This window comes from Aeromonas sp. 603607 (assembly GCF_049171595.1).
GTDB classification, from domain to species: domain Bacteria; phylum Pseudomonadota; class Gammaproteobacteria; order Enterobacterales; family Aeromonadaceae; genus Aeromonas; species Aeromonas veronii.
In genome coordinates this window covers 23,738-44,535 of record NZ_JAAKOV010000018.1, presented here as the reverse complement: position 1 = coordinate 44,535, position 20,798 = coordinate 23,738, and the positions used below count along the sequence as shown (strand labels likewise).

The 20,798-nt window shown below is 59.8% G+C and carries 20 protein-coding genes; 3 read left to right on the top strand and 17 right to left on the bottom strand.

Annotation, left to right across the window (positions count from 1 at the left end):
* Positions 1-23: 23 nt before the first annotated feature.
* A complete protein-coding gene (locus G5315_RS16510; RefSeq protein WP_319889271.1) occupies positions 24-863 on the bottom strand; it encodes a sterol desaturase family protein in 840 nt (279 codons plus the stop codon).
* Between the two features lie 168 nt (positions 864-1,031).
* On the opposite strand from G5315_RS16510, the gene G5315_RS16505 reads away from it, so the two are divergent.
* The gene (locus G5315_RS16505) at positions 1,032-1,823 is read left to right on the top strand and encodes a substrate-binding periplasmic protein (protein ID WP_216979056.1); all 792 of its coding nucleotides are present in this window, start codon (positions 1,032-1,034) and stop codon (positions 1,821-1,823) included.
* Between the two features lie 107 nt (positions 1,824-1,930).
* Here the strand turns inward: G5315_RS16505 and G5315_RS16500 are convergent, their stop codons facing one another.
* From G5315_RS16500 to G5315_RS16480, 5 genes are all read right to left on the bottom strand, one after another.
* A complete protein-coding gene (locus G5315_RS16500) occupies positions 1,931-2,674 on the bottom strand; it encodes an amino acid ABC transporter ATP-binding protein (protein ID WP_120414562.1) in 744 nt (247 codons plus the stop codon).
* A complete protein-coding gene (locus tag G5315_RS16495; RefSeq protein ID WP_265177923.1) occupies positions 2,658-2,780 on the bottom strand; it encodes a hypothetical protein in 123 nt (40 codons plus the stop codon). Before G5315_RS16495 ends, G5315_RS16500 begins: the two co-directional genes overlap by 17 nt.
* Entirely contained in the window at positions 2,764-2,886 is a 123-nt protein-coding gene (locus G5315_RS16490; RefSeq protein ID WP_265177924.1) for a hypothetical protein, read from the bottom strand. Before G5315_RS16490 ends, G5315_RS16495 begins: the two co-directional genes overlap by 17 nt.
* A complete protein-coding gene (locus G5315_RS16485; RefSeq protein ID WP_421263586.1) occupies positions 2,870-3,829 on the bottom strand; it encodes an amino acid ABC transporter permease in 960 nt (319 codons plus the stop codon). Before G5315_RS16485 ends, G5315_RS16490 begins: the two co-directional genes overlap by 17 nt.
* A gap of 96 nt (positions 3,830-3,925) precedes the next feature.
* Positions 3,926-4,726, bottom strand: coding sequence for a transporter substrate-binding domain-containing protein (locus G5315_RS16480; protein ID WP_166740534.1), 801 nt, complete (start codon positions 4,724-4,726; stop codon positions 3,926-3,928).
* 521 nt (positions 4,727-5,247) lie between these two features.
* Here G5315_RS16480 and G5315_RS16475 point away from each other — a divergent pair.
* Positions 5,248-6,381: a GGDEF domain-containing protein gene (locus tag G5315_RS16475; protein ID WP_227340823.1), complete on the top strand. Its 1,134-nt coding sequence runs from the start codon at positions 5,248-5,250 to the stop codon at positions 6,379-6,381.
* A gap of 86 nt (positions 6,382-6,467) precedes the next feature.
* On the opposite strand, the gene G5315_RS16470 is transcribed toward G5315_RS16475, so the two are convergent.
* The 8 genes from G5315_RS16470 to G5315_RS16435 form a co-directional block, all read right to left on the bottom strand.
* Positions 6,468-7,802: an MFS transporter gene (locus G5315_RS16470; protein WP_421333434.1), complete on the bottom strand. Its 1,335-nt coding sequence runs from the start codon at positions 7,800-7,802 to the stop codon at positions 6,468-6,470.
* Positions 7,803-7,823: 21 nt separating this feature from the next.
* Complete coding sequence (uhpB, locus tag G5315_RS16465) at positions 7,824-9,344, bottom strand: signal transduction histidine-protein kinase/phosphatase UhpB (RefSeq protein ID WP_421243976.1); 1,521 nt, start codon at positions 9,342-9,344, stop codon at positions 7,824-7,826.
* Positions 9,341-9,931, bottom strand: coding sequence for a transcriptional regulator UhpA (uhpA, locus tag G5315_RS16460; RefSeq protein ID WP_101325220.1), 591 nt, complete (start codon positions 9,929-9,931; stop codon positions 9,341-9,343). The genes uhpB and uhpA overlap by 4 nt, the downstream gene beginning before the upstream one ends.
* Positions 9,932-10,123: 192 nt before the next feature.
* Positions 10,124-10,519, bottom strand: coding sequence for a nucleoside diphosphate kinase regulator (gene rnk / locus G5315_RS16455; protein ID WP_185227373.1), 396 nt, complete (start codon positions 10,517-10,519; stop codon positions 10,124-10,126).
* A 245-nt stretch (positions 10,520-10,764) separates the two neighbouring features.
* Positions 10,765-11,502: a substrate-binding periplasmic protein gene (locus G5315_RS16450; protein ID WP_421263582.1), complete on the bottom strand. Its 738-nt coding sequence runs from the start codon at positions 11,500-11,502 to the stop codon at positions 10,765-10,767.
* 82 nt (positions 11,503-11,584) lie between these two features.
* Entirely contained in the window at positions 11,585-12,271 is a 687-nt protein-coding gene (locus tag G5315_RS16445; protein WP_167566591.1) for a hypothetical protein, read from the bottom strand.
* 72 nt (positions 12,272-12,343) lie between these two features.
* On the bottom strand, positions 12,344-13,735 hold the full coding sequence (locus G5315_RS16440; RefSeq protein WP_042655860.1) for an alkaline phosphatase: 1,392 nt from the start codon (positions 13,733-13,735) through the stop codon (positions 12,344-12,346).
* Positions 13,736-13,746: 11 nt separating this feature from the next.
* Positions 13,747-15,144, bottom strand: a complete 1,398-nt coding sequence (locus tag G5315_RS16435) for an alkaline phosphatase (RefSeq protein WP_005334065.1) — start codon at positions 15,142-15,144, stop codon at positions 13,747-13,749.
* A gap of 323 nt (positions 15,145-15,467) precedes the next feature.
* Between G5315_RS16435 and ylqF the strand changes: the two genes are divergently transcribed.
* On the top strand, positions 15,468-16,418 hold the full coding sequence (ylqF, locus tag G5315_RS16430) for a ribosome biogenesis GTPase YlqF (protein WP_421208174.1): 951 nt from the start codon (positions 15,468-15,470) through the stop codon (positions 16,416-16,418).
* A 154-nt stretch (positions 16,419-16,572) separates the two neighbouring features.
* On the opposite strand, the gene G5315_RS16425 is transcribed toward ylqF, so the two are convergent.
* The 3 genes from G5315_RS16425 to dinG all read right to left on the bottom strand — a co-directional run bounded on the left by G5315_RS16425 (position 16,573) and on the right by dinG (position 20,443).
* Complete coding sequence (locus tag G5315_RS16425) at positions 16,573-17,469, bottom strand: histone deacetylase (protein WP_421258581.1); 897 nt, start codon at positions 17,467-17,469, stop codon at positions 16,573-16,575.
* A gap of 99 nt (positions 17,470-17,568) precedes the next feature.
* Complete coding sequence (locus tag G5315_RS16420) at positions 17,569-18,228, bottom strand: DUF2057 family protein (protein ID WP_421254841.1); 660 nt, start codon at positions 18,226-18,228, stop codon at positions 17,569-17,571.
* Between the two features lie 142 nt (positions 18,229-18,370).
* On the bottom strand, positions 18,371-20,443 hold the full coding sequence (dinG, locus tag G5315_RS16415; RefSeq protein ID WP_421173160.1) for an ATP-dependent DNA helicase DinG: 2,073 nt from the start codon (positions 20,441-20,443) through the stop codon (positions 18,371-18,373).
* Positions 20,444-20,798 lie beyond the last annotated feature (355 nt).

Sequence of the window (20,798 nt, the reverse complement as noted above, 5' to 3'; positions counted from 1 at the left end):
GAGTTGCGATTCGGGGCGAAGGTTCAGCGGCTGGCAGGTCCGGCCGGTTTGCCAAACAGCACCGCGAGTTTTTGTCGCCAAGGCAGGCCACGGGCGTCGCGCAGCATGTCGCGCCACTCGTGGAAGGTGAGGGTGAGGGGATTGAAGCTGTGGATCGGCTTGGTGATGCCGAAGCGGCACGGCTCGGCCGGGTCTTCTTCCACAAAGGTGCCGAACAGCCGATCCCAGATGATCAGCACCCCGGCAAAGTTGCGGTCTATGTACTTGGCGTTGCTGGCGTGATGCACCCTGTGGTGGGAGGGGGTGTTGAAGATCCACTCCAGCCAGCCGAGTTTGCCCACTACCTGGGTGTGGACGAAGAACTGGAAGCCCAGACTCAGCAGCACGGTGGCGACCACCGCCTCGGGCGGGAAGCCGATGACAATCATCGGGATCCAGAACAGCCACATGCCGGAGATGGGATACATCAGGCTCTGGCGAAAGGCGGTGGAGAGGTTGAGCCGCTCCGAGCTGTGATGTACCACGTGGGAAGCCCACAGCCAGCGCACATGGTGGCTGGTGAAGTGGAACAGCCAGTAACAGAGATCCTGCAACAGAAACAGCAGTAGCACACTCCAGAGATTCAGCTCGATATCGAACAGCCGCCAGCCCCATAGGGTGTCATACAGATAAGCAATGGCGATGGCCGCCAGCGCATCGCCCCCTTGGTGCATCAGGGCCAGGGCGGCGTTGGCGAACAGATCCCGCCACTGGTAGGTGGCGGTTGGAAAGGCCGCGCCATGTTTGCGCAGGTAGAGCATCTCCCAGCCGATAAAGGCCAGAAAAACCGGGGAGAGGTAGAGCAGAAGCAGTTGCACATCCATATGCGGCCATCCATTCAGAGCAATTGCTCTCCAGCATAAAGGATGGCTTTAATATTTCATTAACATTTTTCTGCCAACGAAGAGATGGCATGAAATATGGCGCGGCAGCAGAGGAAGGTGCGGCGGATGGCTATGCTTGATGCAGGCTTTTTCAGGAGGTGCTGGCTTATGCGCGTCTGGTGTTGCTTGTTGCTGGGGTTGTGCATGATGGCCCAGGCCAAAACCCGTGTTGAAATTTTGGCCGATGCCAACTATCCCCCCTACTCCTGGCAGGAGGGGGAGGAGGTCAGGGGGATCTATGCCGATATTATCCGCGAGGTGACCTCTGCCATGCCTGACTATGAGGTGGTGCTCAAGCCGATGCCGTGGCGGCGCGGTCTGAGCATGGTGGAGCAGGGCAGCGCCTTCGCCATCTTTCCGCCTTACTACCAGCCCGACAGTCGCCCCTGGATGTGGCCCTACTCCCAGCCGATGCTGGATGAAGAGCTGGTGGTGATGTGCGGCGCCAGTGTGGCGGCCAATACTCCGCAGGCCAGGTTTCCGCTCGACTATCATGGTTTACGCTTTGGCATGAACGCCGGTTTTGCCGTCGGCGGTGATGCCTTTTGGCAGGCGGTAAAAGAGAAGCAGATCGACGTGGAGGAGGTGAAAAGCAATCGGGAGAACTTGCTCAAGATTGTCCGCGGCCGGGTCGATTGCACCATCAATGATCGCCTCTCCCTGCTCTATGAGTTGCTCAACATGATAAAGGCCGATCAGCTGGCGGTGGCCGATATGTCCTTGCTCAAACAGGGGCCGGTGCTCAGCAAGGAGCAGGGGTTTCTCGGCTACAGCCGCAAGGGGGAGTACCCCTACAAACAGGCCTTTATCGACCAGTTTGACAAGGAGCTCTATCAGCTCAAAAAACGTGACGGGGTGAAAGTGATCGTGGAGCGCTATTTGGGAAAGTCCCCGCGCTGAGCCGATGAGAGGGGCACTCGGGTTCAGCTGGGTTAAGCCTGCTCAGCGTGACGCACAAGAAGAGGGACCTTGCGGTCCCTCTTCGTTTATCCAGCAGAGCGTGTTGGCTACAGCACCTGACTCAGGAACTGGCGCAGGCGTGGGGAGGGGGGATTGTCGAAGAAATCGGCCGGTTTTTCATCCACCAGCAGTTCGCCACTCTCCATAAAAAGCACCCGATCCGCTACCTCACGGGCAAAGCCCATCTCGTGGGTCACCACCACCATGGTCATCCCCTCACGAGCCAGCCCCTTCATCACATCCAGCACTTCCCCCACCATTTCGGGGTCCAGCGCACTGGTGGGCTCGTCAAACAGCATGATGCGCGGCTGCATGGCGAGCGCCCGGGCAATGGCTACCCGCTGTTGCTGACCACCGGAGAGTTGGGAGGGATAGCTGGCTGCTTTCACCGACAGCCCCACTTTCAGCAGCAGCGCCTTGGCTCTGTCTTCGGCCTCACGGCGCGACAGGCCACGCACCTTCTGCGGAGCGAGGCAGATATTATCCAGCACCGTCAGGTGGGGAAAGAGGTTGAAGGACTGGAACACCATGCCCACCTCTTCCCGCAGCTTGTTGACATCGCCCGGCTCGGTCAGGCTGATGCCGTCGACTACTATGTTGCCGTCGTTGATGGTCTCCAGCTGGTTGAGGGTGCGCAGGAAGGTGGACTTGCCCGAGCCACTGGGGCCGACGATCACCACCACTTCCCCTTCGGCGACCTGGGTGCTGACATTTTTCAGGGCATGCACTTCGCTGCCGTAAAACTTCTCGACACCGGTCGCTTTGATGATGGGATCAGTTGCTGCGCGCATATTTCGCCTCCAGAACACGAACCGGGAAGGCGAAGGGGGTGCCGGTGATGGCTGTACATCTCGACGCCTGTTGCATCTTGATGATGGGATCAGTTGCTGCGTGCATATTTCGCCTCCAGAAAACGAACCGGGAAGGCGAAGGGGGTGCCGGTGATGGCTGCACATCTCGACGCCTGTTGCACCTTGATGATGGGATCAGTTGCTGCGTGCATATTTCACCTCGAGACGGCGTACCAGGAAAGAGAGGGTGCCGGTGAGCACCAGATAGAGTAGGGCCACGGTAAACCACACCTCGAACGGACTGAAGGTGGAGCTCACCACCTCGCGCCCCGCCTTGGTCAGGTCGGTGATGGAGATGACCGAGACCAGCGAGGAGTCCTTGATCAGGTTGATGAACTGGCCTGCCAGCGGTGGCAGCACCCGCTTGAACGCCTGCGGCAGGATGACGTAGCGCATGGTCTGGGCCGAGGTCATACCCAGGCTGCGGCCTGCCTCCATCTGCCCCTTGTGGATGGAACTGATACCGGCGCGGACGATCTCCGCCACATAGGCACCGGTAAAGACCGCCAGCGCGGCGACCCCGGCGGTGAAGCGGTCGAGGTTCAGCACGGTGCCGATAAAGAAGTAGACGATAAAGATCTGCACCAGCAGCGGCGTGCCGCGGATCAGCTCAACGTAGGTGACCGCCAGATTGCGCAGGGCGGGATTGGGGGAGAGGCGCGCCAGCCCGGCCAAGGTGCCAAGCAAAATGGCGAAGATGCCCGCCACCAGCGAGAGCTGGACGGTGACCCAGACGCCCCAGGCGATGGGGCCGGCGGTCCAGCTCAGTTGGGTGTCGAGGGTATCGCCACGAAAAACGGTATCCCCTTCGGCGACTTGTACGCCGGTGCTGGCAATGGCTTGCCGCACATTGGGGTCGAGATCGTCTTGCAGGAACAGCTTGCCCTTCTCGGCCTCGCTGGTACCTGCAATCACGGTGCCGTCAAATTCGGCCAGATTCTTCTGCTCCGCTTGATAGGCGATGTATTGGGGAATGCGTTCCCAGCGCCAGGTGTAATCCACTGACTGGACAGCCTTGTAGATGCCGAATACGGCAACCAGCAGCATCAGGAGGAAAACCCCATGCCAGAGCAGCTGATTGGGCTGTTTTTCCATCTGTCTTGTCGGTTTGGGTGTGTGCACAGTCACAACCTCTTCTCGTTATTGTGTGGGGTGTTGCGAGAGGGAGCGGCAAGGCGCCCCCTTTTGAGGTTATTTGAGCTGACTCAGCCAGGCGTTGGATTCGAACCACTTCTTGTAGAGGCGGTCGTAGCTGCCGTCGCCCTTGATCTGGCGCAGGTAGTTGTTGAACCAGTTGAGGGTGTCCTGATCCCCTTTGCGGATGGCCCAGGCCAGCGGCTCGAAGGTGAATGGCTTGTCGAGGTGCACCACGGCGCCCTGATTCTGGGAGGCGAAAATAGCGTTGTAGGGCAGGTCATAGACGAACGCATCGACCTTGCCGTTGATCACTTCCAGCTTGGCGTCATCCTGAGTTTCAAACTGCAGCAGGGTGGCTTTGGGGATCAGGCGCTTGACTGCCTGCTCGCCGGTGGTGCCGAGCTTGACCGCGATCTTGTATTTCGGGTCGTTGAGGTCGGTGAAGGATTTGATTTCGCCCGCCTTCTCTTTGCGCAGGACGATGGTCTGGCCGACCACGATGTAAGGATCGGCAAAGTTGACCCGCAGGTTGCGCTGGGGAGTGACGGTCATGCCGCCCATGATGACGTCGAACTTGTTGGTCAGCAGCGCCGGAATGATGCCATCCCAGGCGGTGTTGACGAACTCGACCTTCACGCCCATCTCTTTGGCGACCATCTTGGCGAGATCCACGTCAAAGCCGATGTACTGGCCCTGCTTGTTGGTCATCTCGAAGGGTTGATAGCCGGCGTCGAAGCCGACTCGCAGCACGCCGCGTTCGAGCACGGCATCCAGGGTGGACGTGGGGGCAGGTGTCGGGGCCGCCGTGGCGATCCCGCAAAACAGCAGGGTAGAAAGAATCAGTTTTTTGATCATAAGTGACGTCTCTGTCGGTGGTGTGTTCGGCCTTGAACCTGATCCCGTGCGACTCCGTGGCACAAGAGACTGCTGCATCCGGCAACAGGCAAGACAGGATGAATGTCTTGAGCGGGACAAAAGCCCCATATGAGATGCTATGAATAGTGGTTGAGTGAAAAATGTACCAAAAACAAATTGTGTCAGAAGACTCAACAGGTTAGAGACATTTATTGCTCATGGCTTCATTCATAAAATCACACGAAAACAACATATCTATCTAATGGGGTGGGTTCAAGCCCAAATTATGCCCAAGACATTTTGTTACAAAGCCAAGGCGCCGCTTGCGGCTCTTATTGCACCGACAAGCTCCATAAGAGACTTTTTTCAGGGGCGGAGACAAATACGTATTGATGGGATATCACGCTCATTGCGCTGTTTGTCAGCAAACGAACGGGCTTTATTATGAAAACCATCAAGTCCCACTGGGTCTTGGCAAACGCTTCTCATATACTCAGTTACCCTCTCTGCATGGCTTTGGTATGGACGCCTCACTACTGCTTAAGCTGGATATTTTTACCTTGATGATCATGGCCTTGTGTGGCTATTGTCTCGGTTTCCTCACTCTTACCATCATTCGTGTTACCCACAACGATATTCCCGGTGTCGGGGTCTGGTGGTGGTCCAGTCTGTTTGCCATGCTGGGTCAGGCGGGATTTGCCAGTTTACTGCTGACCCCCACCCCCTATGGCTCCTGGGTTGGCAATGTCTTTCTGATTTTTCATGTGTCGCTGCTGCTGGTTGCCCAGCGCTGTTTCTTCCGTCAATCGCCAGGCTGGCCTGCCTGCTGGGGATTCATCCTGCTGTTTGCCGCCATCATGACCTGGTCGGTCGCCATCGATGGCCGGATTGCTGTGCGGGTGATGATCAGCAGCGCCACCTTCCTCATGCTCAGTACGCTCATCATCTGGCAGCTCTGGCGGCACGGTCGACCCGATTATCAGGTGGCAGTCTGGGTACTGATTGGCCTCAATCTGGTACTGATTGCCATGACATTGATGCGGATGTTTACCGTGTGGGGCGAGGTGATCGAAAGCCCGTTCCAGCGTCAGCTGTTCAACGTGTTGCCCTATGTCTCCATGCTGGTGGGCAGCTCCATGCTTACCTTCGGGGTGCTGCTGCTCTGCAACCAGCACCGGGCGCTGGAGCTGCGCTATCAGGCCAGTCATGACCCGCTGACCGGCTTGTTCAATCGCCGTGGTTTTATGGAGCGTCTGGCCCGGGGACGCCCTGCACAACAGGGGGCGTTGGTGGTGCTCGATCTGGATGACTTCAAGCAGATCAACGATCGGCATGGTCATGAGGTGGGTGATCGGGTGCTGGAGCGGGTCGGGTTGGCACTGCGCGAGCTGGAGGGGGTATTGGCGGGCCGCTTTGGGGGTGAGGAGTTTGTGCTGCTGTTTCGCCATGTCGCCGCAGACGAGGCCATCGCCCGTTGCCAGTCACTGCTGGTTCAGCTTGCGGCCAGCGAGGTGGAGGGGATTCATATCACCGTCAGCATGGGTATTGCTTACTGGCAGGGGGAGTGGCACTTTGACAGCCTGTTCAGCCGTGCGGATGACGCTCTCTATCGGGCCAAGCGGGAAGGAAAGAACCGGGTCTGTCAGGCGGCCTGATGCAGGAATAGGTTCAGGAATAAAATCAGGGCGCGGTGATCCGCGCCCTGTCTGCTTGCCGGATATAGCTCGTTAGCTGCCACCCGCTAATCTGCATTCGCTTGAGGGGGTCTCGGTGCCTGCGCCTTGAGGAAGGGGAGCAGCAGCAGGGCCGAGACACCTGCCGCCACCGAGATCACCACGAAGAAGCCGTTCCAGTGCCAGATCTCCATCACCTTGGCCAGCGGATAGCCTGACAGCGCCGCCCCCATGTAGGCAAACAGGCCGACAAAGCCGGTGGCGGCCCCCGCCGAGTTTTTGTGGGAGCACTCCGCCGCTGCCATGCCGATCAGCATCTGGGGGCCAAACACGAAGAAGCCGATGGTAAAGAAGCAGGCCGCCTGCATCACATAGCTGAAGAAGGGCATCAGCCAGAGCGATCCCACCGCCAGCAGGATCCCCACCGCAAAGATCAGGTTCATCGGGCCACGGTTGCCGTTGAACAGCTTGTCCGATCCCCAACCCGCCACCAAAGCGCCGATAAAGCCCCCCACCTCGAACATGGAGATGGCCGAGTTGGCGCTCATCAGATTGAAGCCGCGCTGCTCGGTCATGTAGAGGTTGCCCCAGTCATTGATGGCGGTGCGCACCACATAGACCAACACGTAGCAGCAGGCGAGCAGCCAGATATAGGGGTTGCCCAGCACATATTTGCGCAGGATCTGGCGATGGGAGAGCCCCGCATCCTGGGTCTGCTGGGCCAGCTCCATGGCGTCCTTGCGCCACTCGCCCACTGTCGGCAGTCCCATGGCATTCGGGGTATCCCGCAGTCGCCAGCAGAGGAACAACCCCGCAAGGATGGCGATAAGGCCGGGCACTATCATGCCGTAGCGCCAGCCATGTTGCAGGGCGATGGTGCTGACGATGAGGGGGATAAGTGCCCCGCCGACGTTATGGGCGGTGTTCCAGGCCGACCACCAGACCCCGCGCTCGGTACGCGAATACCAGCTTGTGAGCAGCTTGGAGCAGGGGGGCCAGCCCCAGCCCTGGAAGAAGGCGTTGGCGACCCAGAGGGCGGCAAACATCCAGAGTGCCGACGAGAGGCCGAACAGGATATTGATAACGCCGGTGGCCATCAGTCCGACACCCATAAAGTAGCGCGGGTTGGCGCGGTCACTGATGATGCCGGAGAAGAACTTGGAGCAGCCGTAGGTGATGTAGAACAGGGTCCAGAGCATGCCGATGTCGGACTTGTCCAGCATGCCGCTCGCCAGCATGTCCGGCATGGCGAAGTTGAAACTCTTGCGAGTGAAGTAGAAGACCGCGTAGCCCAGATACATGGTCAGCAGCAGGTGCAGCCGCCAGTGGCGATAGGTGGCGTCGATCTCGCCCTGATCCCGGATAAGGGGCCGGGGCGGCGCGCTTCTCATAAAACTCAGCACAGGCAGGCCCTCTGGTGGTGATTAGCCATGACTCTCTTCCCGTCTGCGACTGGGCAGGTTGACCGTCAGCTGGGTGCCGTGGATGCAGGAGAGTTGCAGACTGCCTCCGAGGGCCTGTACCCGTTCGCGAATGCCGAGCAGGCCATAGCCCTGTTGCGGGCGGCTTTCAGGCAGACCGCGGCCATCATCTTCCAGTACCAGTTGCAACAGCTCGCCGCTGGCCCGGGCGCGAATGGTGACCGAGTGGGCGTTGGCATGTTTGACCACGTTGTTGAGCCCCTCCTGACAGACCCGAAACAGGGTGACCCGCTGGGCATCGGAGAGATCGCCATCTGCCAGTTGCCACACCAGCCGGGTGACGATGCCGTGACGCTCCAGCTCCAGCTCTCTGAGCAGTGCCCGTACCGCCTGTTCCAGAGTCATGTCGTCGAGCTGGCGCGGGCGCAGCCGCCCGAGCAGACCGCGCACAGCGTCATAGATCCCGAGCGATAGTGTGTCGATCAGGGCGCTGCTCTGGCCCACCCCGGCATTATCGGGGGCAAGGCGGCGCACGATCCCTGCCTGGGTACGAATGGCTGTGATGGTCTGGCCGATGTCGTCGTGCAGCTCGCGCGCCACCTCCTTGCGGATGCTCTCCTCGGTCTCCAGCAGCCGCTCAGTGAGTTGGCGATTGTGGGCAAGCTGGCGGGTCAGCGCCTGATTGAGCTCGCGCTGGCGCTGGATCCCGGCACCCAGCAGCAGGCCGGTGAGGCTCTGGGCCAGCAGGGAGAGCAGCAGATCGAGGGGGTGGTCATGCCAGGCTTGGCTCGCCAGCAGGGCGATGGTGTTCATCAGGGTGGCGAGCAGCGCCCCCTGCCAGCCGTAGCGCCACGCCATGGCGATGATGGGGATGGCCAGACAAAACGGGGTAAAGCGTACCAGCGAGTTGGGCAACCCCAGTTGCAGCCAGAGGCTCAGCACGAACAGCAGCAGATACCAGACCAGATGGCGAAAGCGCCACTCCACCGGCTGATCCACCAACGCAGGCCCCAGCGGCACCCAGGTGGCGCGGGTGAGGTAGTGCCAGATCAGCATGCAGGTGGAGGTCAGCGTCAGCCCGCCGGTCAGGCTGAGCAGCAGGGCCGAAAGGCCATCTTCCCCCGCCAGATACCAGAGCAGGGCTTGCAGCAGCGCAGCTGCCGTGACGGTGGCGAGCAGCAGCAACAGTTGTTGCCAGTCGTTGCGCACCTGCTGGCGGCGGGCAATCAGCAGCGGTATCAGGGTCAGCAGACTGCCCGCGACCAGCCACGGCCAGTGGGGTAGCCCCACTTCCAGATTGAGCCAGTAGAGCAGCAGCCCTTCGCACAACAACAGCGGCGGCCAGTAGTGGCCCGGGCTTTGCAGCAGCAAGCCGAGGCGCAGGCCGAAGGGGAACAGCAGCACCGCCAGCGCCGGGCCGCCCGCCAGATGCAGGCTGATGCTCCAGAGACAAAACCAGCCGGCGGCAAAGATGAAACAGGCCGCCAGCGCGATGGCGACATAGCTGGCAAAACGGGAGATCACCAGCTATCCAGCATGCGGTGGGCCAGCTCGACGTTGTTGCTGACCTTGAGCTTGTCCATCAGATTGGCGCGATGGACGTGAACCGTCTTGGGGGAGAGGCCAAGCTGCTCGGCGATGGCCTTCACCTCCAGCCCCTGTGCCAGCAACTGGGCAATCTCCCGCTCCCGATTGGTGAGGGGATCCCGGCTGCTGCTGGCCAGTTTCTGGGCGATGTCCGGCGTCAGATAACACCCACCCAGGGCGGCGGTGCGCACGGCAGCGATCAGCTCGTCCGGACTGCAGCGTTTGGAGAGAAAACCCTTGGCGCCTGTTTGCAACGCCTGCTCGATGAGGGCCGGGCTGTCGTGCACCGAGAGCATCACCACCGCAAGGCCGGAGGGGAGCAGCTTGAGCAGCTCCAGCCCCGATTGGTCGGGCATCGAGATGTCGCAGACGCAGACTCGCGCCCCGCTGCCGGGCAGGCCGGCAAGGGCGTCGCTGGCGGAGCCGAATTCGGCGACCACCTGCAGGTCTGGCTCCAGATTGAGCAGTTGGGCAAAACCGGATCGGACGATCTGGTGATCGTCGATGAGGGCAATTTTTATCATGATGTCAGCCTGAAATTCGGTGCGTCATGACCATGACGCGGCCAACAAGATACCTGCCCCCCGAGTCAGGCTCAAGCAGCAGCAGGAAAAGGGGCTAAAAACCGGGGGGCAAGGTGCGCAAAGCTTGATCGGGATCAGCTGGCAAGGGCGAGCAAGCGGGCTGATCAACAGGGGAGGACCAGCCCGGGGGACTCAGCGGTGCAGCTCGCCAGCGCGCTCCGGCTGATAAACCACGTCCAGAATTTCGACCTCGATGGTGCGACCGGCCGGGCCCGGCCAGGCGATGCTGTCGCCCACTTTCAGGCCGAGCAGGGCGCTGCCCACCGGCGCCAGTACCGAGATGTTGCTCTCGTCGCCCTTGGCATCGCGCGGGTAGACCAGGGTCAGGCAGAACTCGTTGCCGCTGCTCTGCATCTTGAAGCGTACCTTGCTGTTCATGGTGACCACGTCCGGCGGCATGTCGGCTGGTTCGCGGATCTCGGCGCGGTCCAGCTCCTCTTGCAGGGCCAGATGCTGCGGGTGGTTGCCGAGCAGTTGTTCAATACGGTCCAGATCAAGGCTGGAGATAACCAGATGAGGTTGTTTCATAAGATATTCCTTATCAATAGCGGATAGGCCCATACCGGCGGGTGCAGGTTGGCCATCACGCAAAGTGTTACAAAAATGGATTCAACAGGTTCAATCGATTGAAAATGCCATGCCCCCAAGCGACTCGCGGCCGAAGGAGCGAGGCGGGGGCTCAGCAGGGTGTGAGCAAATGCGAGGAAATAGCGAGTATTTTCATGGGGCTACCATAACCATTCTGGCCGGCCTTGGCAACCGTGATTGAGTGACTACTCAGGAGAGTGATAGTTGTACTGACGGATGATCCGCGTGAGCGAGCCATCACGGCGCATCTCGTCAATCACGGCTTGCCAGCGACGCCCTTCGGTGAAGGGAAAATCCTTGCTGGCCGCGATAAATAACTGGGTACGCATCAAGGATTCGCCTTTTACTATCTCATCGATGGAAAATCCGCCCGTCTGCTGGTTGTAGAGGATGACGTTCCAGGCTGCGACCCAGGCATCGATGCGTCCTCGTTGCAGTTTGAGGGCATTGAGGTCTTCGGTGGCGACGGTTTGGCTGGCGAGATTCAGCCTCTGCTTGAGCAGATACTGGCCGAAGGAGTGACGCAAGGTGCCCACCTTGAGTGAAGGAAGCGCGTTTATCATGAGCGGGGTGGGATGCTTGTGGCGATTGCTGACAATGAGGAACTCTTCATCAAGGATGGGGGAAACCCAGTAGTAGAGATGCTCCCGTTGAGAGCTGCGTACTGGCGGTATCAGCAGTACATCCTTGCGATGGGCGGTTTGGGTGAGGGCTCGGGCCAGCGGCATCAGCTCGATGGTGAGCGGCTCTTTGAGGCGCCGGGCGGCCTCCTCCATGATCTCGATGGCGACACCGCTTGGTTTGCCGTGAGAGGAGCGAATGACGTAAGGGGGCAGCTCGGCCGCCACCAGCACAATAGCTTGGGCACCGGTGTTCACCAGCAACAACAGCAGGGCAAAAAAGGGCAGGCAGAGAGCGCGCATCAAGGTCGTGAGCCAGAGTCGAATATGCAGAGTGTAACATTCCTGCCTGCGTTGTCGTTGTGCCCGCTGAGAGGTTGGGATCTCAGTCGAAGAAATCCCGCAGATCGCGCACTTCGTAATCAGCGAGTTGCTGCCAGGGGAGCTGCGCAGGCAGCTTGCGCAGGGTCACCTCCATCCGGTAGCTGCGATAGCCATCGAGGCTGGCCGACTCGACCACCAGCGGGATCTGCCACTGACTCGACCAGAGAATGCGGGTTCGTTGCTGCCCTTCGCGCTTTTCATACCAGCGGGCCTGCTCGGGGGCGGCCTCATCCAGCGGGGTCATCCCCTCGATCAGCCCCGGGTTGACGAGATGGCGGATCCGCAGCCAGTCGGGCTTGAAGGCCACCTGGCCATACTCTTCCACCGGCACTTCAACCAGCTGGTTGTGCCAGCTGTCGGCATAGCGCAGCTGAAGTTCACCCTCATCACTGCGGCTGACCCAGCGGGCCGCCATCTGGTGGGTAAAGTGCTTGTGGCCGGGCGTGGCGTCGTGAGTGGCGTGATAGGCACGGGCAAGGGGGAGGGGAATGAGCCGCTGGCTCCACACCTGATTGCCCACCCGCAGCCACTTCTCTTGCCAGACACTCTCTCTGGCGATGCCATCGCTGCCGGTGTTCCGGTCGTGATAGCTGATCCGGGCGGCGAGATCCGGGGGCGTGTCGTCAGCATGCAGGGGGAAGGCGAGGGTGCTGCCAAGCAGCCATAACGAAAGCAAAAGTCGCATCATCATCTGTCGCTCGAAAGAGCCGGGGCCCGGGCCGCTGAGTCGATTGCTCAGATGCAACCGGGCCCCTGCTGCTTACAGGCCGAGCGCCTCCCGCAGTTTGCCAAACACCTTGGTGTTATCCAGCGTGCCTTTGAAGCGGTTGCTGCCGGCGCCATCGGCAAACAGCATCACATCGCCGCCGCCGTGGGTTTCCGATGTCAGTTTGACGCCGGTCTCCTGCAGATAGTCATTGGCCATCACCTGATCGCTGGTGAGGACCGGGCGTACATCGGGGCGGTTGGGGCCGTTACCGAACACCAGGGTGGTGAAGGGCTTGCCATCCACGTCGTTCTGGGTCGAGCCATCGCCATTTTTCACCAGATCCAGCACCGGATTGCCCTTGGCGGAGTAGCCGTTAATGGTCATGGTGTGGTCATGGTCGGCGGTGACCACGATCAGGGTATCTTTCAGATCCACCTTGCCGAGCGCCGTCTTGACCGCCTCATCCAGAGCCACTGCATCGGTGAGCGAGCGCTTGGCGTTGGTGCCGTGCAGGGCATGATCGATACGGCCACCCTCTACCATCAGGAAGTAACCCTGACTGTTCTTGCTCAGCAGGTCGATCGCCTTGGCTGTCATTTCGGAGAGGGACGGCTGGGTATTGGCAGCCCCCTTGGCGACCCGATCCAGCTCGTAGTCGAGGTGGGATTTGCTGCTGAACAGACCGAGCACCTTGCCGCTGGTGACCTTGGCCAGTTCACTTTGGGTGGTGACATAGCTGTATCCCTGCGCCTTCATCTCCGCGGTCAGGTCGCGGTTGTCATTGCGACCGCCCTTGTTGCTGGCGCTGTAGGGGGTCCAGTGGTTGGCACCACCGCCCATCAGCACATCGACCCCATCCTTGAGGGCACTGTTATAGCCAGCGCCCCCAGGAACGGCCTGTGCGGCGATGTCATAAGCTGCATCCCGATGGCAGATGTGGGCGTAGGTAGCCGCCGGGGTCGCGTGGGTCAGCTCGGTAGTGGTGACGGCCCCGACCGATTTGCCTGCCGCCTTGGCCAGCTCCAGGATGGTGGGCACCGGCTTGCCGTTATCGCTGCTGCAATTGTTGACGGTTTTGTTGCCATTGACGTCTTTGCCGGGGGCAACGGCTTTGGTGTCGCTGCTCATGGCGATCACCTCGTTGTTCATCTTGACCCCGGTGGTGTAGGCCGCCATGGAGGGGGCCGAGTCGGTGGTCTGGGCATCGTTGGAGAAGGTCTTGATGCGGGCACTGCGCGGCAGTTTCATCATCTCCAGATTGCCCTCTTCCCCCACCTTGAACAGGCGGGTGGCGGTGAGCACGGTGGGGCCCATGCCATCACCGATAAAGAGAATGACGTTTTTGGCATCACCGGCTTGTGCCTGGGAGGTTGCGCCCAGCGCACTGAACAGGGCGGCGCAGACCAGCGTGTGCTTGATGGATGTGTTCATCTGTTTGCTCATGAAAGTGCTCCTTACAGCTTGGCCGCAGCCTTGATCTTGCCGAACACGGCGGTGTTATCGAGTGAGCCATGGAAGCTGTCAGCCCCCTTGCCGATGGCGCCGAGGAAGACATCGGTGCCGCCGTGGGTCTCGTTGCCGATCTCGCCCACCTTGACCACCACTTCCTGGTGGTAGTCATTGGCGGAGACGGTGGCATCGTCGAGCGGGGCGACGCTGCTGCGCGGGCCATCTACCCGGTTGTAGCCGTTGCCAAAACCTATGATGGTGTAGGGCATGCCCTCGCTATCCTTGCTTGGCTCGCCAGTCTCGTAGTTCTTCACCAACCCGAGTACGCCGGGGTTGTCGGCGGTGGTCTTGCCGGTGCGCTTGGCATAGCCGTTGAGCACGAGCGTGTGGTCGTGATCGGCGGTGACCACGATCAGGGTGTTTTTCAGCTCGGGGTCGCTCTTTTTCACCTCGTCGATGGCGGCTTTTATGGCGTTGTCGAAGGCGATGGTGTCCTGCAGCGCCCGCTTGGCGTTGGTGTCGTGCAGGGCGTGGTCGATGCGGCCCCCTTCCACCATCAGGAAGTAACCCTTCTCTTTGCCCTTGAGCTGCTTGATGGCGGCCAGGGTCATCTGGGCCAGTGACGGCTCGCTGGCGGGACGGTCCAGGTCATATTTCATGTGGCTGGAACCAAACAGACCCAGCAGCGGCTTGCCCGCATCGGCCTTGTTCAGCTCATCCAGATTGCTGGCAAACTGGTAGCCCTTGGCCTGCATTTCGCTGATGAGGTTGCGGCCATCCTCCCGCTTGCCCTTGTCGGCTTTGGGCAGGAAGAAGCTGCTGCCGCCACCGAGCACCACATCCAGTCCCTCCTTGAGGGCGCTGTTGTAGCCTTTGCCGCCCGGTACCAGCTGGACGGCGATATCGGCCTCCAGATCCCGGTTGCAGATATGGGCATAGGTAGCCGCCGGGGTGGCGTGGGTCACCCGGGTACTGGTTACCACGCCGGTACCGCGGCCATCGGCTTTGGCCAGCTCCAGCAGGGTGGTCACCGGCTTGCCGGCGCTCTTGCTGCAGTCGCTCTCATAGGTGGCGTCGCCGTCCATGCTGATGACGCCGTTGTTGCTCTTGACCCCGGTCATGTAGGCCGCCATGGAGGGGGCCGAGTCAGTGACCTGGGCATCGTGGGAGAAGGTCTTGATAAAGGCCGTCTCTGGCAGGGTATCGATGGTGAGATCACCCTCTTCGCCGACACCGTAGATGCGGGCTGCCGTCAGGGTGTTGAGGCCCATGCCGTCACCGAGGAAGAAGATGACGTTGGTGGGTTGGGCTGCGGGCTTGGTCGCCACCGTGTCATTGTCTGATTTGCAGCCGGCAGCCAGGGCGGCGCCGATCATCACTGCAAGTCCTGCCATTTTTCTCATTGGGGTTCGCTCCTTGTAAAACCTGAGCGCAGCCTAGAGGGGGCAGATGACACTTTTACTGACTATCGGTGACGGTTGTGTGAAAAAGTGATGAAAATGTTACACTATATCAATGTGTTATCTATCAATTGAGCCAGTTGGTCCGGTCGCTTCCGGCAAGGTTGCTCCGCCTCGGCGGTTTGCTGATTTGAGGAGGTGATGGTTAGAATGACCTGTCAAAAGAGGCCCGCAGCAGGTAAAATGCGCCCCCTTCGTTCGATGCCCGCGGCAGAGCGCTTGTTGTTCCATGCGCGCGCCCGCAGCCCCCACAGAGAGTAACGGATATGTCCATCAACTGGTTCCCCGGTCACATGCACAAGGCCCGCAAAGAGATTGCCGAGGTCATGCCCCAGGTCGATGTGATCATCGAGATGCTCGATGCCCGCATCCCCTTCTCCAGCGAAAACCCGCTGGTGCCCGAGCTGCGTGGTGATACCCCGGTGATCAAGGTGCTGAACAAGGCGGACCTGGCCGATCCGGCGATCACCGATCTGTGGGTGGCGCACATGGAAAAAGAGAAGGGGATCAAGGCGCTGCCGCTGACGCAACAAGAGCCGGAGAAGATCAAGCAACTGCTGACCCTCTGCCACGAAATGCTGCCGGAGCGCAATTTTGAGCTGCGCGGCGTGCGGGCGATGATCATGGGGATCCCCAACGTGGGCAAGTCCACTCTGATCAATACTCTGGCGGGACGCATCATCGCCCGTACCGGCAACGAGGCGGGGGTGACCAAGTCCCAGCAGCGGATCAAGCTGGATAACAACGTTATCCTGACCGATACCCCGGGTTTTCTCTGGCCCAAGCTCAATCCGCCCTCCTGCGGTTATCGTCTGGCCATCACCGCGGCCATCAAGGACACGGTGTTCGACTATGCCGATATCGCCATGTTCGCCGCCGATTACTTCATCAAGGCCTATCCGGAGCGGATCAAGGCGCGTTACCAGATTGACGAGTTGCCCGAGACCGAGATCGAGCTGCTGGAGATGATCGCCCGCCAGCGGGCGTTTATGCGCAAAGGGGGGCTGGCCGACTTGCACAAGGCGTCCGAGATCCTGATCAACGAGTTCCGCTCCGGCTTGCTTGGCCGCATCTCGCTGGAGACGCCGGAGATGGTGAGCGTCGAGATTGTCGAAGCCGCCGCAGAAGCCGAGCAAAAAGCCAAAGAGAAGGCCGAGCGGGAAGAGGAGCGTCAGGCCCGCGCCCGTCGCAAGTACGCCCGCAAGCGTCAGAGATAATTATCCTCAGGCGTCCCGAGCTTGCCTGACAACGAGCGAGCTTGTGTGACCGAGAGGACAAAACACGAAGAGGCGACCCAAGGGTCGCCTCTTCTGTTTTATCTGGTGAAATGCCGCCCACTCTGATGGGGTGTCCGCGCTATAAGCCATGCCATCAACCAAAACGGTGGAGCGCCGCCTCAAACAGCGACATATGAAGCGGGATCAGCTGTTGCCAGTCGCGGCGATAGCCGCCACCGGGTACAGCGGCGACAGGCAACCCATGCTTGATTGCACAGTCAAATACCATGGCATCGCGCAGGCGCACCCCTTCATCGCTCAGGGAGAGATAGCCAAGCTCGTCGGCATGATGCACATCGACGCCCGCCTGATAGAGGATGAGATCCGGCGAATAGAGGCGCAGTGCCAGTGAGAGTGCCTGTTGCAGTGTGGTGAGATAGGCATCGTCCGTCATGCCGCTTGGCAGCGGAAAGTCGAGGTGAGAGGTGGCTTTGTGATGGGGAAAGTTGTGCTCACCATGGAGGGAGAGGGTGATGATATCGCGCCGTCCAGCGCACAGGGCCGCACTGCCATCTCCCTGATGCACATCGAGATCGACGATCAGCACCTGTTCACAGCGCCCCTCGTCGAGGCAAGCCTGGGCCGCAATCACCAGATCGTTGAACAGACAAAAACCGCTGCCGTGATCCCGGTGGGCGTGGTGGTAGCCACCGGAGATCTGCAAGCCGCAGCCCTGCTCAAGTGCATAGCGGCTGGCGGCAATAGTGGCACCCACCGAGCGCAAGGTGCGCTCCATCAGCATGGGTGACCAGGGAAAACCGATCTTGCGGATGGCGCGCTCTTCAAGTTGGCCACTCAGGGCCGCCGCGACATAATCAGCATCGTGAATGCGACAGATTTGCTCCCGGGTGGCCGACGGCGCTTCGCCAAGGGGGTAACCCTGCACCTGCAAGCGCTCAAACAGCCCCTGATACTTGGCCAGCGGGAAGCGATGGCGTTCGGGCAGGATCAGGGAGGAGTAGAGGGGGTGATAGAAAATATGCAGTGACATCAGGGCATTGTTCCATCGATGCAGAGATGAACCTGGATATGAAAAAGGGGAGCCAGGCTCCCCTTGTCATTCCCGACGGGTCAGGATGATGTTTCCGGATTACTGCTGCTGGATAACCCAGATCTGGAAGGCTTTGCGGGTTTCCGCATCGGCCTTGTTGTACCAGTTTTGCAGCTGGGTCAGGGCTTCCGGATTGCTTTGCGCCTTGCTGGGCGCGGCTTGGGCCGGTGCGCTGGCGGCAGCCATCACGGCAGCAGAGGAGACGGCAACGGTTTTGGGCTGGTTGAAAGCTTTGCCCATGTTGATCAGCTCTTGCTGATAGTCACGGGTCAGCTGGAAGCCCTCTACTTTCGGCATTACGAACTGTTCACTGCTCACTTGCTGGCCACTGACCTTGTCTTTTAGCACCACTTTCTGATCTTTCAGGAACTGTTTGGCTTCTGCTTCATTGCGGGGCTTTTTATAGTCCAGCACCAGCTGCTGATTGTCGGCTGCAGTGAAGTTCAGCACCAGCGGCTCGGCGGTCACCAGCTTGATTTCGTTACGGCTGGAGTAGTTGCCTTCAAAGGCGACGACCAACTGGTGCTTGCCGGCAGAGAGGGGGAAGGTGCTGGTTTTGTCGAGCAGCTGGGGGTTGATGGATTGGCCATCAATCAACTGCACGATGTAAGGGGTGGATACTTCCAGTTTGGCATCAGCCAAGGCGCTACCGGCCCACAACAGACCAGCCAGCGCCGGTACCAGAACAGTCAGTTTCATTTCATCTCCTTGAACAGTCAGGCGATTGCCCACTGAAAACAGGGGCTCATTTTTACAGGTTTGGTCTACTGCGGCAATGGCTCTTTCTGGAGGTGTATGTTCGTGCAGTTGTCAGTTCATTTATCAATAACGGCATGCTTATTTATTCGATCCGCCGTGTAAACGGGGGGAGGGCATCAAGTAACCCCTTGCCATAACGTTTGGTCAGCAGACGCCGGTCAAGAATGGTGACTCGCCCCCGATCGGCCTCTTTGCGGATGAGGCGGCCACAGGCCTGGATCAGTTTGCGCGATGCCTCCGGCACCGTCAGTTGCAGAAAGGGGTTGCCTCCTCGCTGCTCCACCCACTCGGCGGTAGCCTCCTCGACCGGCGAGTTGGGCACCGCAAAGGGGAGTTTGGTGATCACCAGATTGGTGAGGTAGTGACCCGGCAGATCCAGCCCCTCCGAGAAGCTGCCGGTACCAAACAGGATGCTGGCTTGACCGCCATCGCATTTCTGCTTGTGCAGGGTGAGCAGGGCATTGCGGGAGGCTTCCCCCTGCACCAGCAGTGACAGTCCCTTGGCTCGCAAGCCAACGGCCACCTCATTCATCTGGCGGTAGGAGGAGAAGAGCACCAGACTCGCCTCCTTGCCCGCCAGAATACGTGGCAGCACGCTGATGAGTTCATTGGTAAAGGCTGGTGAGTTGGGTTCGTGCTCCATCTTGGGCAGATAGAGCTCGGCTTTCTGGTAGTCAAAGGGGGAGCGCAGGCGCAGATAGCGGGTACCGTCGTGCTCCTTGAGCCCCACCTGATGGCGAAAATAACTAAAGGAAGAGAGTGCGGTGAGGGTCGCGGAGACCAGTACGGCTCCCAGACATTTCGACCAGAGCCACTCCTCCAGCAGATAGCCCACCTCTATCGGTGAAGCGTGCAGCCAGATATCGCCGTCATCGCTCTTGGCCATCCAGCGGGCGAGCGGGGTTTTGCCGGTCGGCACATGGCGCCCCAGCATCTCCCAGAGGGCGCAGAAACTCTCCAGCCGCTGCAGATGAAAACCGCTCTCTGCCAACAGGGGTTCGGCCTCCTTGCGGCGGATCTCGCCATCTTTCAGCGCTTCACCTATGGCCCCTTGCATCCGATCCAGCGCTCGCAGCGCCTTCTTGCTCGACTCCTTGAGATTCTCCGCCAGCATGGGCAGGGGATCCGGCAATACCCCTTCGACGAAGCGGTAGTGGGGTTCCGTGCCAAACAGCCGATCGTTGGCGCTGAGCCACTGCTCGACCGCCTTCAGATCAGGCTGGATGGTGGCCAGTGCATCCTGCAGTTTGAGTTGGGGGTCGAGCAGGCTCTCCTTATTAAGAGTCCGCGCCAGCTTGCCTGCACTTTGTACCAGCTTCTCCAGCCAGCGACGCGAGCCTTTGACGCTGGCCGACGCTGCGCCGTGATCCCGGGCGATGGTGGGCAGGTGATGGGCCTCATCCAGCACATAGATGCACTCATCAGGGGGCGGCAGAATGATGCCGCCGCCCATGGTGAGATCGGAGAGCAGTAGCGCATGGTTGACGACCAGCACATCGGCGCTCTCCATGTCGTTGCGGGCGCGATGAAAGGGGCAGTGCTGGTGATGGCTCAGCGCCTTGTTGCAGGTGTGGCGGTCTGCGGCGATGCGATCCCAGCAAGTGTCGGGAATGGGCTCCGGCCAGTTGTCCCGATCCCCGTCCCACTTGCCATTGGTGTAGGCCTGCCACAGCGCCTGGTAGCGATCCTTGTCGCTGTCCGATGGTTTGGATTTGCTCAAACTGCCAAAGTCGAGCTCGAAGTTGGCCATCTCGGCGCCACTGGCTGCCTGCTCCAGCAGATGCTCGCAACAGTAGCGTTGACGCCCCTTGACCAGCATAAAGCGAAACGGAAGCTCGCTGTGGCGGTGGTAAAAAGGAAGGTCTTTGTGGATCAGCTGCTCTTGCAGGGCCACTGTGGCGGTGGAGATCACCAGCTTCTTCTGGGTGAGTCGCGCCACCGGAATGGCGCCCTGCGCATAGGAGAGGGATTTGCCGATACCGGTACCCGCTTCGGCAACCAGAATACGGCGTTGTTTGTCGTACTCGCCGGTCAGGGTTTTGGCTATCTCGGCCACCAGAAAGTTCTGCTCTTTGCGCGGCACAAAACCGGGTAATCCATCCGAAATCTGGCGATAGGTTTGACGAATGGTTGCTTTGAGGCGAGTAGAGAGCATGAAGAGAAGGCCAGTTAGGGGTTAATCGAAGGACAAGGATACCCGCAACCCCTCGGTGAGGTCGAGGCAACAGCCATTATCACGGAGTTTTACGCTGATCAGACCACTTTGGTTGTTTATCAGGTAGTTAGCGTCATTTGCATGCAAAATAGACTATTTGAGTCCAAATAATCAGCAGGATTCATTGTAAACGTTTTCCTTTTACCTTGCCGTCAGGTGAGACTTGGCTCACATTTTTGCCTCCATGACTATGGTTTCCGTAAAAAGTTCCAAGTTTTTTCATTGCGGTTCAAAAAATCCGGTGCTAGTCTCGGCGGCATAGTGATGCAAAGAACATCGCTAACACAGGGAATAA

What these genes read in the sequence shown, in the direction of transcription:
- G5315_RS16480 (WP_166740534.1), bottom strand. Translation starts at nt 4,726, where the DNA reads ATGATCAAAAAACTGATTCTTTCTACCCTGCTGTTTTGCGGGATCGCC.
- rnk (WP_185227373.1), bottom strand. Translation starts at nt 10,519, where the DNA reads ATGAAACAACCTCATCTGGTTATCTCCAGCCTTGATCTGGACCGTATT.
- G5315_RS16510 (WP_319889271.1), bottom strand. Translation starts at nt 863, where the DNA reads ATGGATGTGCAACTGCTTCTGCTCTACCTCTCCCCGGTTTTTCTGGCC.
- uhpA (WP_101325220.1), bottom strand. Translation starts at nt 9,931, where the DNA reads ATGATAAAAATTGCCCTCATCGACGATCACCAGATCGTCCGATCCGGT.
- G5315_RS16440 (WP_042655860.1), bottom strand. Translation starts at nt 13,735, where the DNA reads ATGAGCAAACAGATGAACACATCCATCAAGCACACGCTGGTCTGCGCC.
- G5315_RS16450 (WP_421263582.1), bottom strand. Translation starts at nt 11,502, where the DNA reads ATGCGCGCTCTCTGCCTGCCCTTTTTTGCCCTGCTGTTGTTGCTGGTG.
- G5315_RS16495 (WP_265177923.1), bottom strand. Translation starts at nt 2,780, where the DNA reads ATGCACGCAGCAACTGATCCCATCATCAAGATGCAACAGGCGTCGAGA.
- G5315_RS16435 (WP_005334065.1), bottom strand. Translation starts at nt 15,144, where the DNA reads ATGAGAAAAATGGCAGGACTTGCAGTGATGATCGGCGCCGCCCTGGCT.
- G5315_RS16420 (WP_421254841.1), bottom strand. Translation starts at nt 18,228, where the DNA reads ATGAAACTGACTGTTCTGGTACCGGCGCTGGCTGGTCTGTTGTGGGCC.
- G5315_RS16475 (WP_227340823.1), top strand. Translation starts at nt 5,248, where the DNA reads ATGGACGCCTCACTACTGCTTAAGCTGGATATTTTTACCTTGATGATC.
- G5315_RS16485 (WP_421263586.1), bottom strand. Translation starts at nt 3,829, where the DNA reads ATGGAAAAACAGCCCAATCAGCTGCTCTGGCATGGGGTTTTCCTCCTG.
- G5315_RS16425 (WP_421258581.1), bottom strand. Translation starts at nt 17,469, where the DNA reads ATGTCACTGCATATTTTCTATCACCCCCTCTACTCCTCCCTGATCCTG.
- ylqF (WP_421208174.1), top strand. Translation starts at nt 15,468, where the DNA reads ATGTCCATCAACTGGTTCCCCGGTCACATGCACAAGGCCCGCAAAGAG.
- G5315_RS16490 (WP_265177924.1), bottom strand. Translation starts at nt 2,886, where the DNA reads ATGCACGCAGCAACTGATCCCATCATCAAGGTGCAACAGGCGTCGAGA.
- G5315_RS16500 (WP_120414562.1), bottom strand. Translation starts at nt 2,674, where the DNA reads ATGCGCGCAGCAACTGATCCCATCATCAAAGCGACCGGTGTCGAGAAG.
- G5315_RS16445 (WP_167566591.1), bottom strand. Translation starts at nt 12,271, where the DNA reads ATGATGCGACTTTTGCTTTCGTTATGGCTGCTTGGCAGCACCCTCGCC.
- G5315_RS16505 (WP_216979056.1), top strand. Translation starts at nt 1,032, where the DNA reads ATGCGCGTCTGGTGTTGCTTGTTGCTGGGGTTGTGCATGATGGCCCAG.
- dinG (WP_421173160.1), bottom strand. Translation starts at nt 20,443, where the DNA reads ATGCTCTCTACTCGCCTCAAAGCAACCATTCGTCAAACCTATCGCCAG.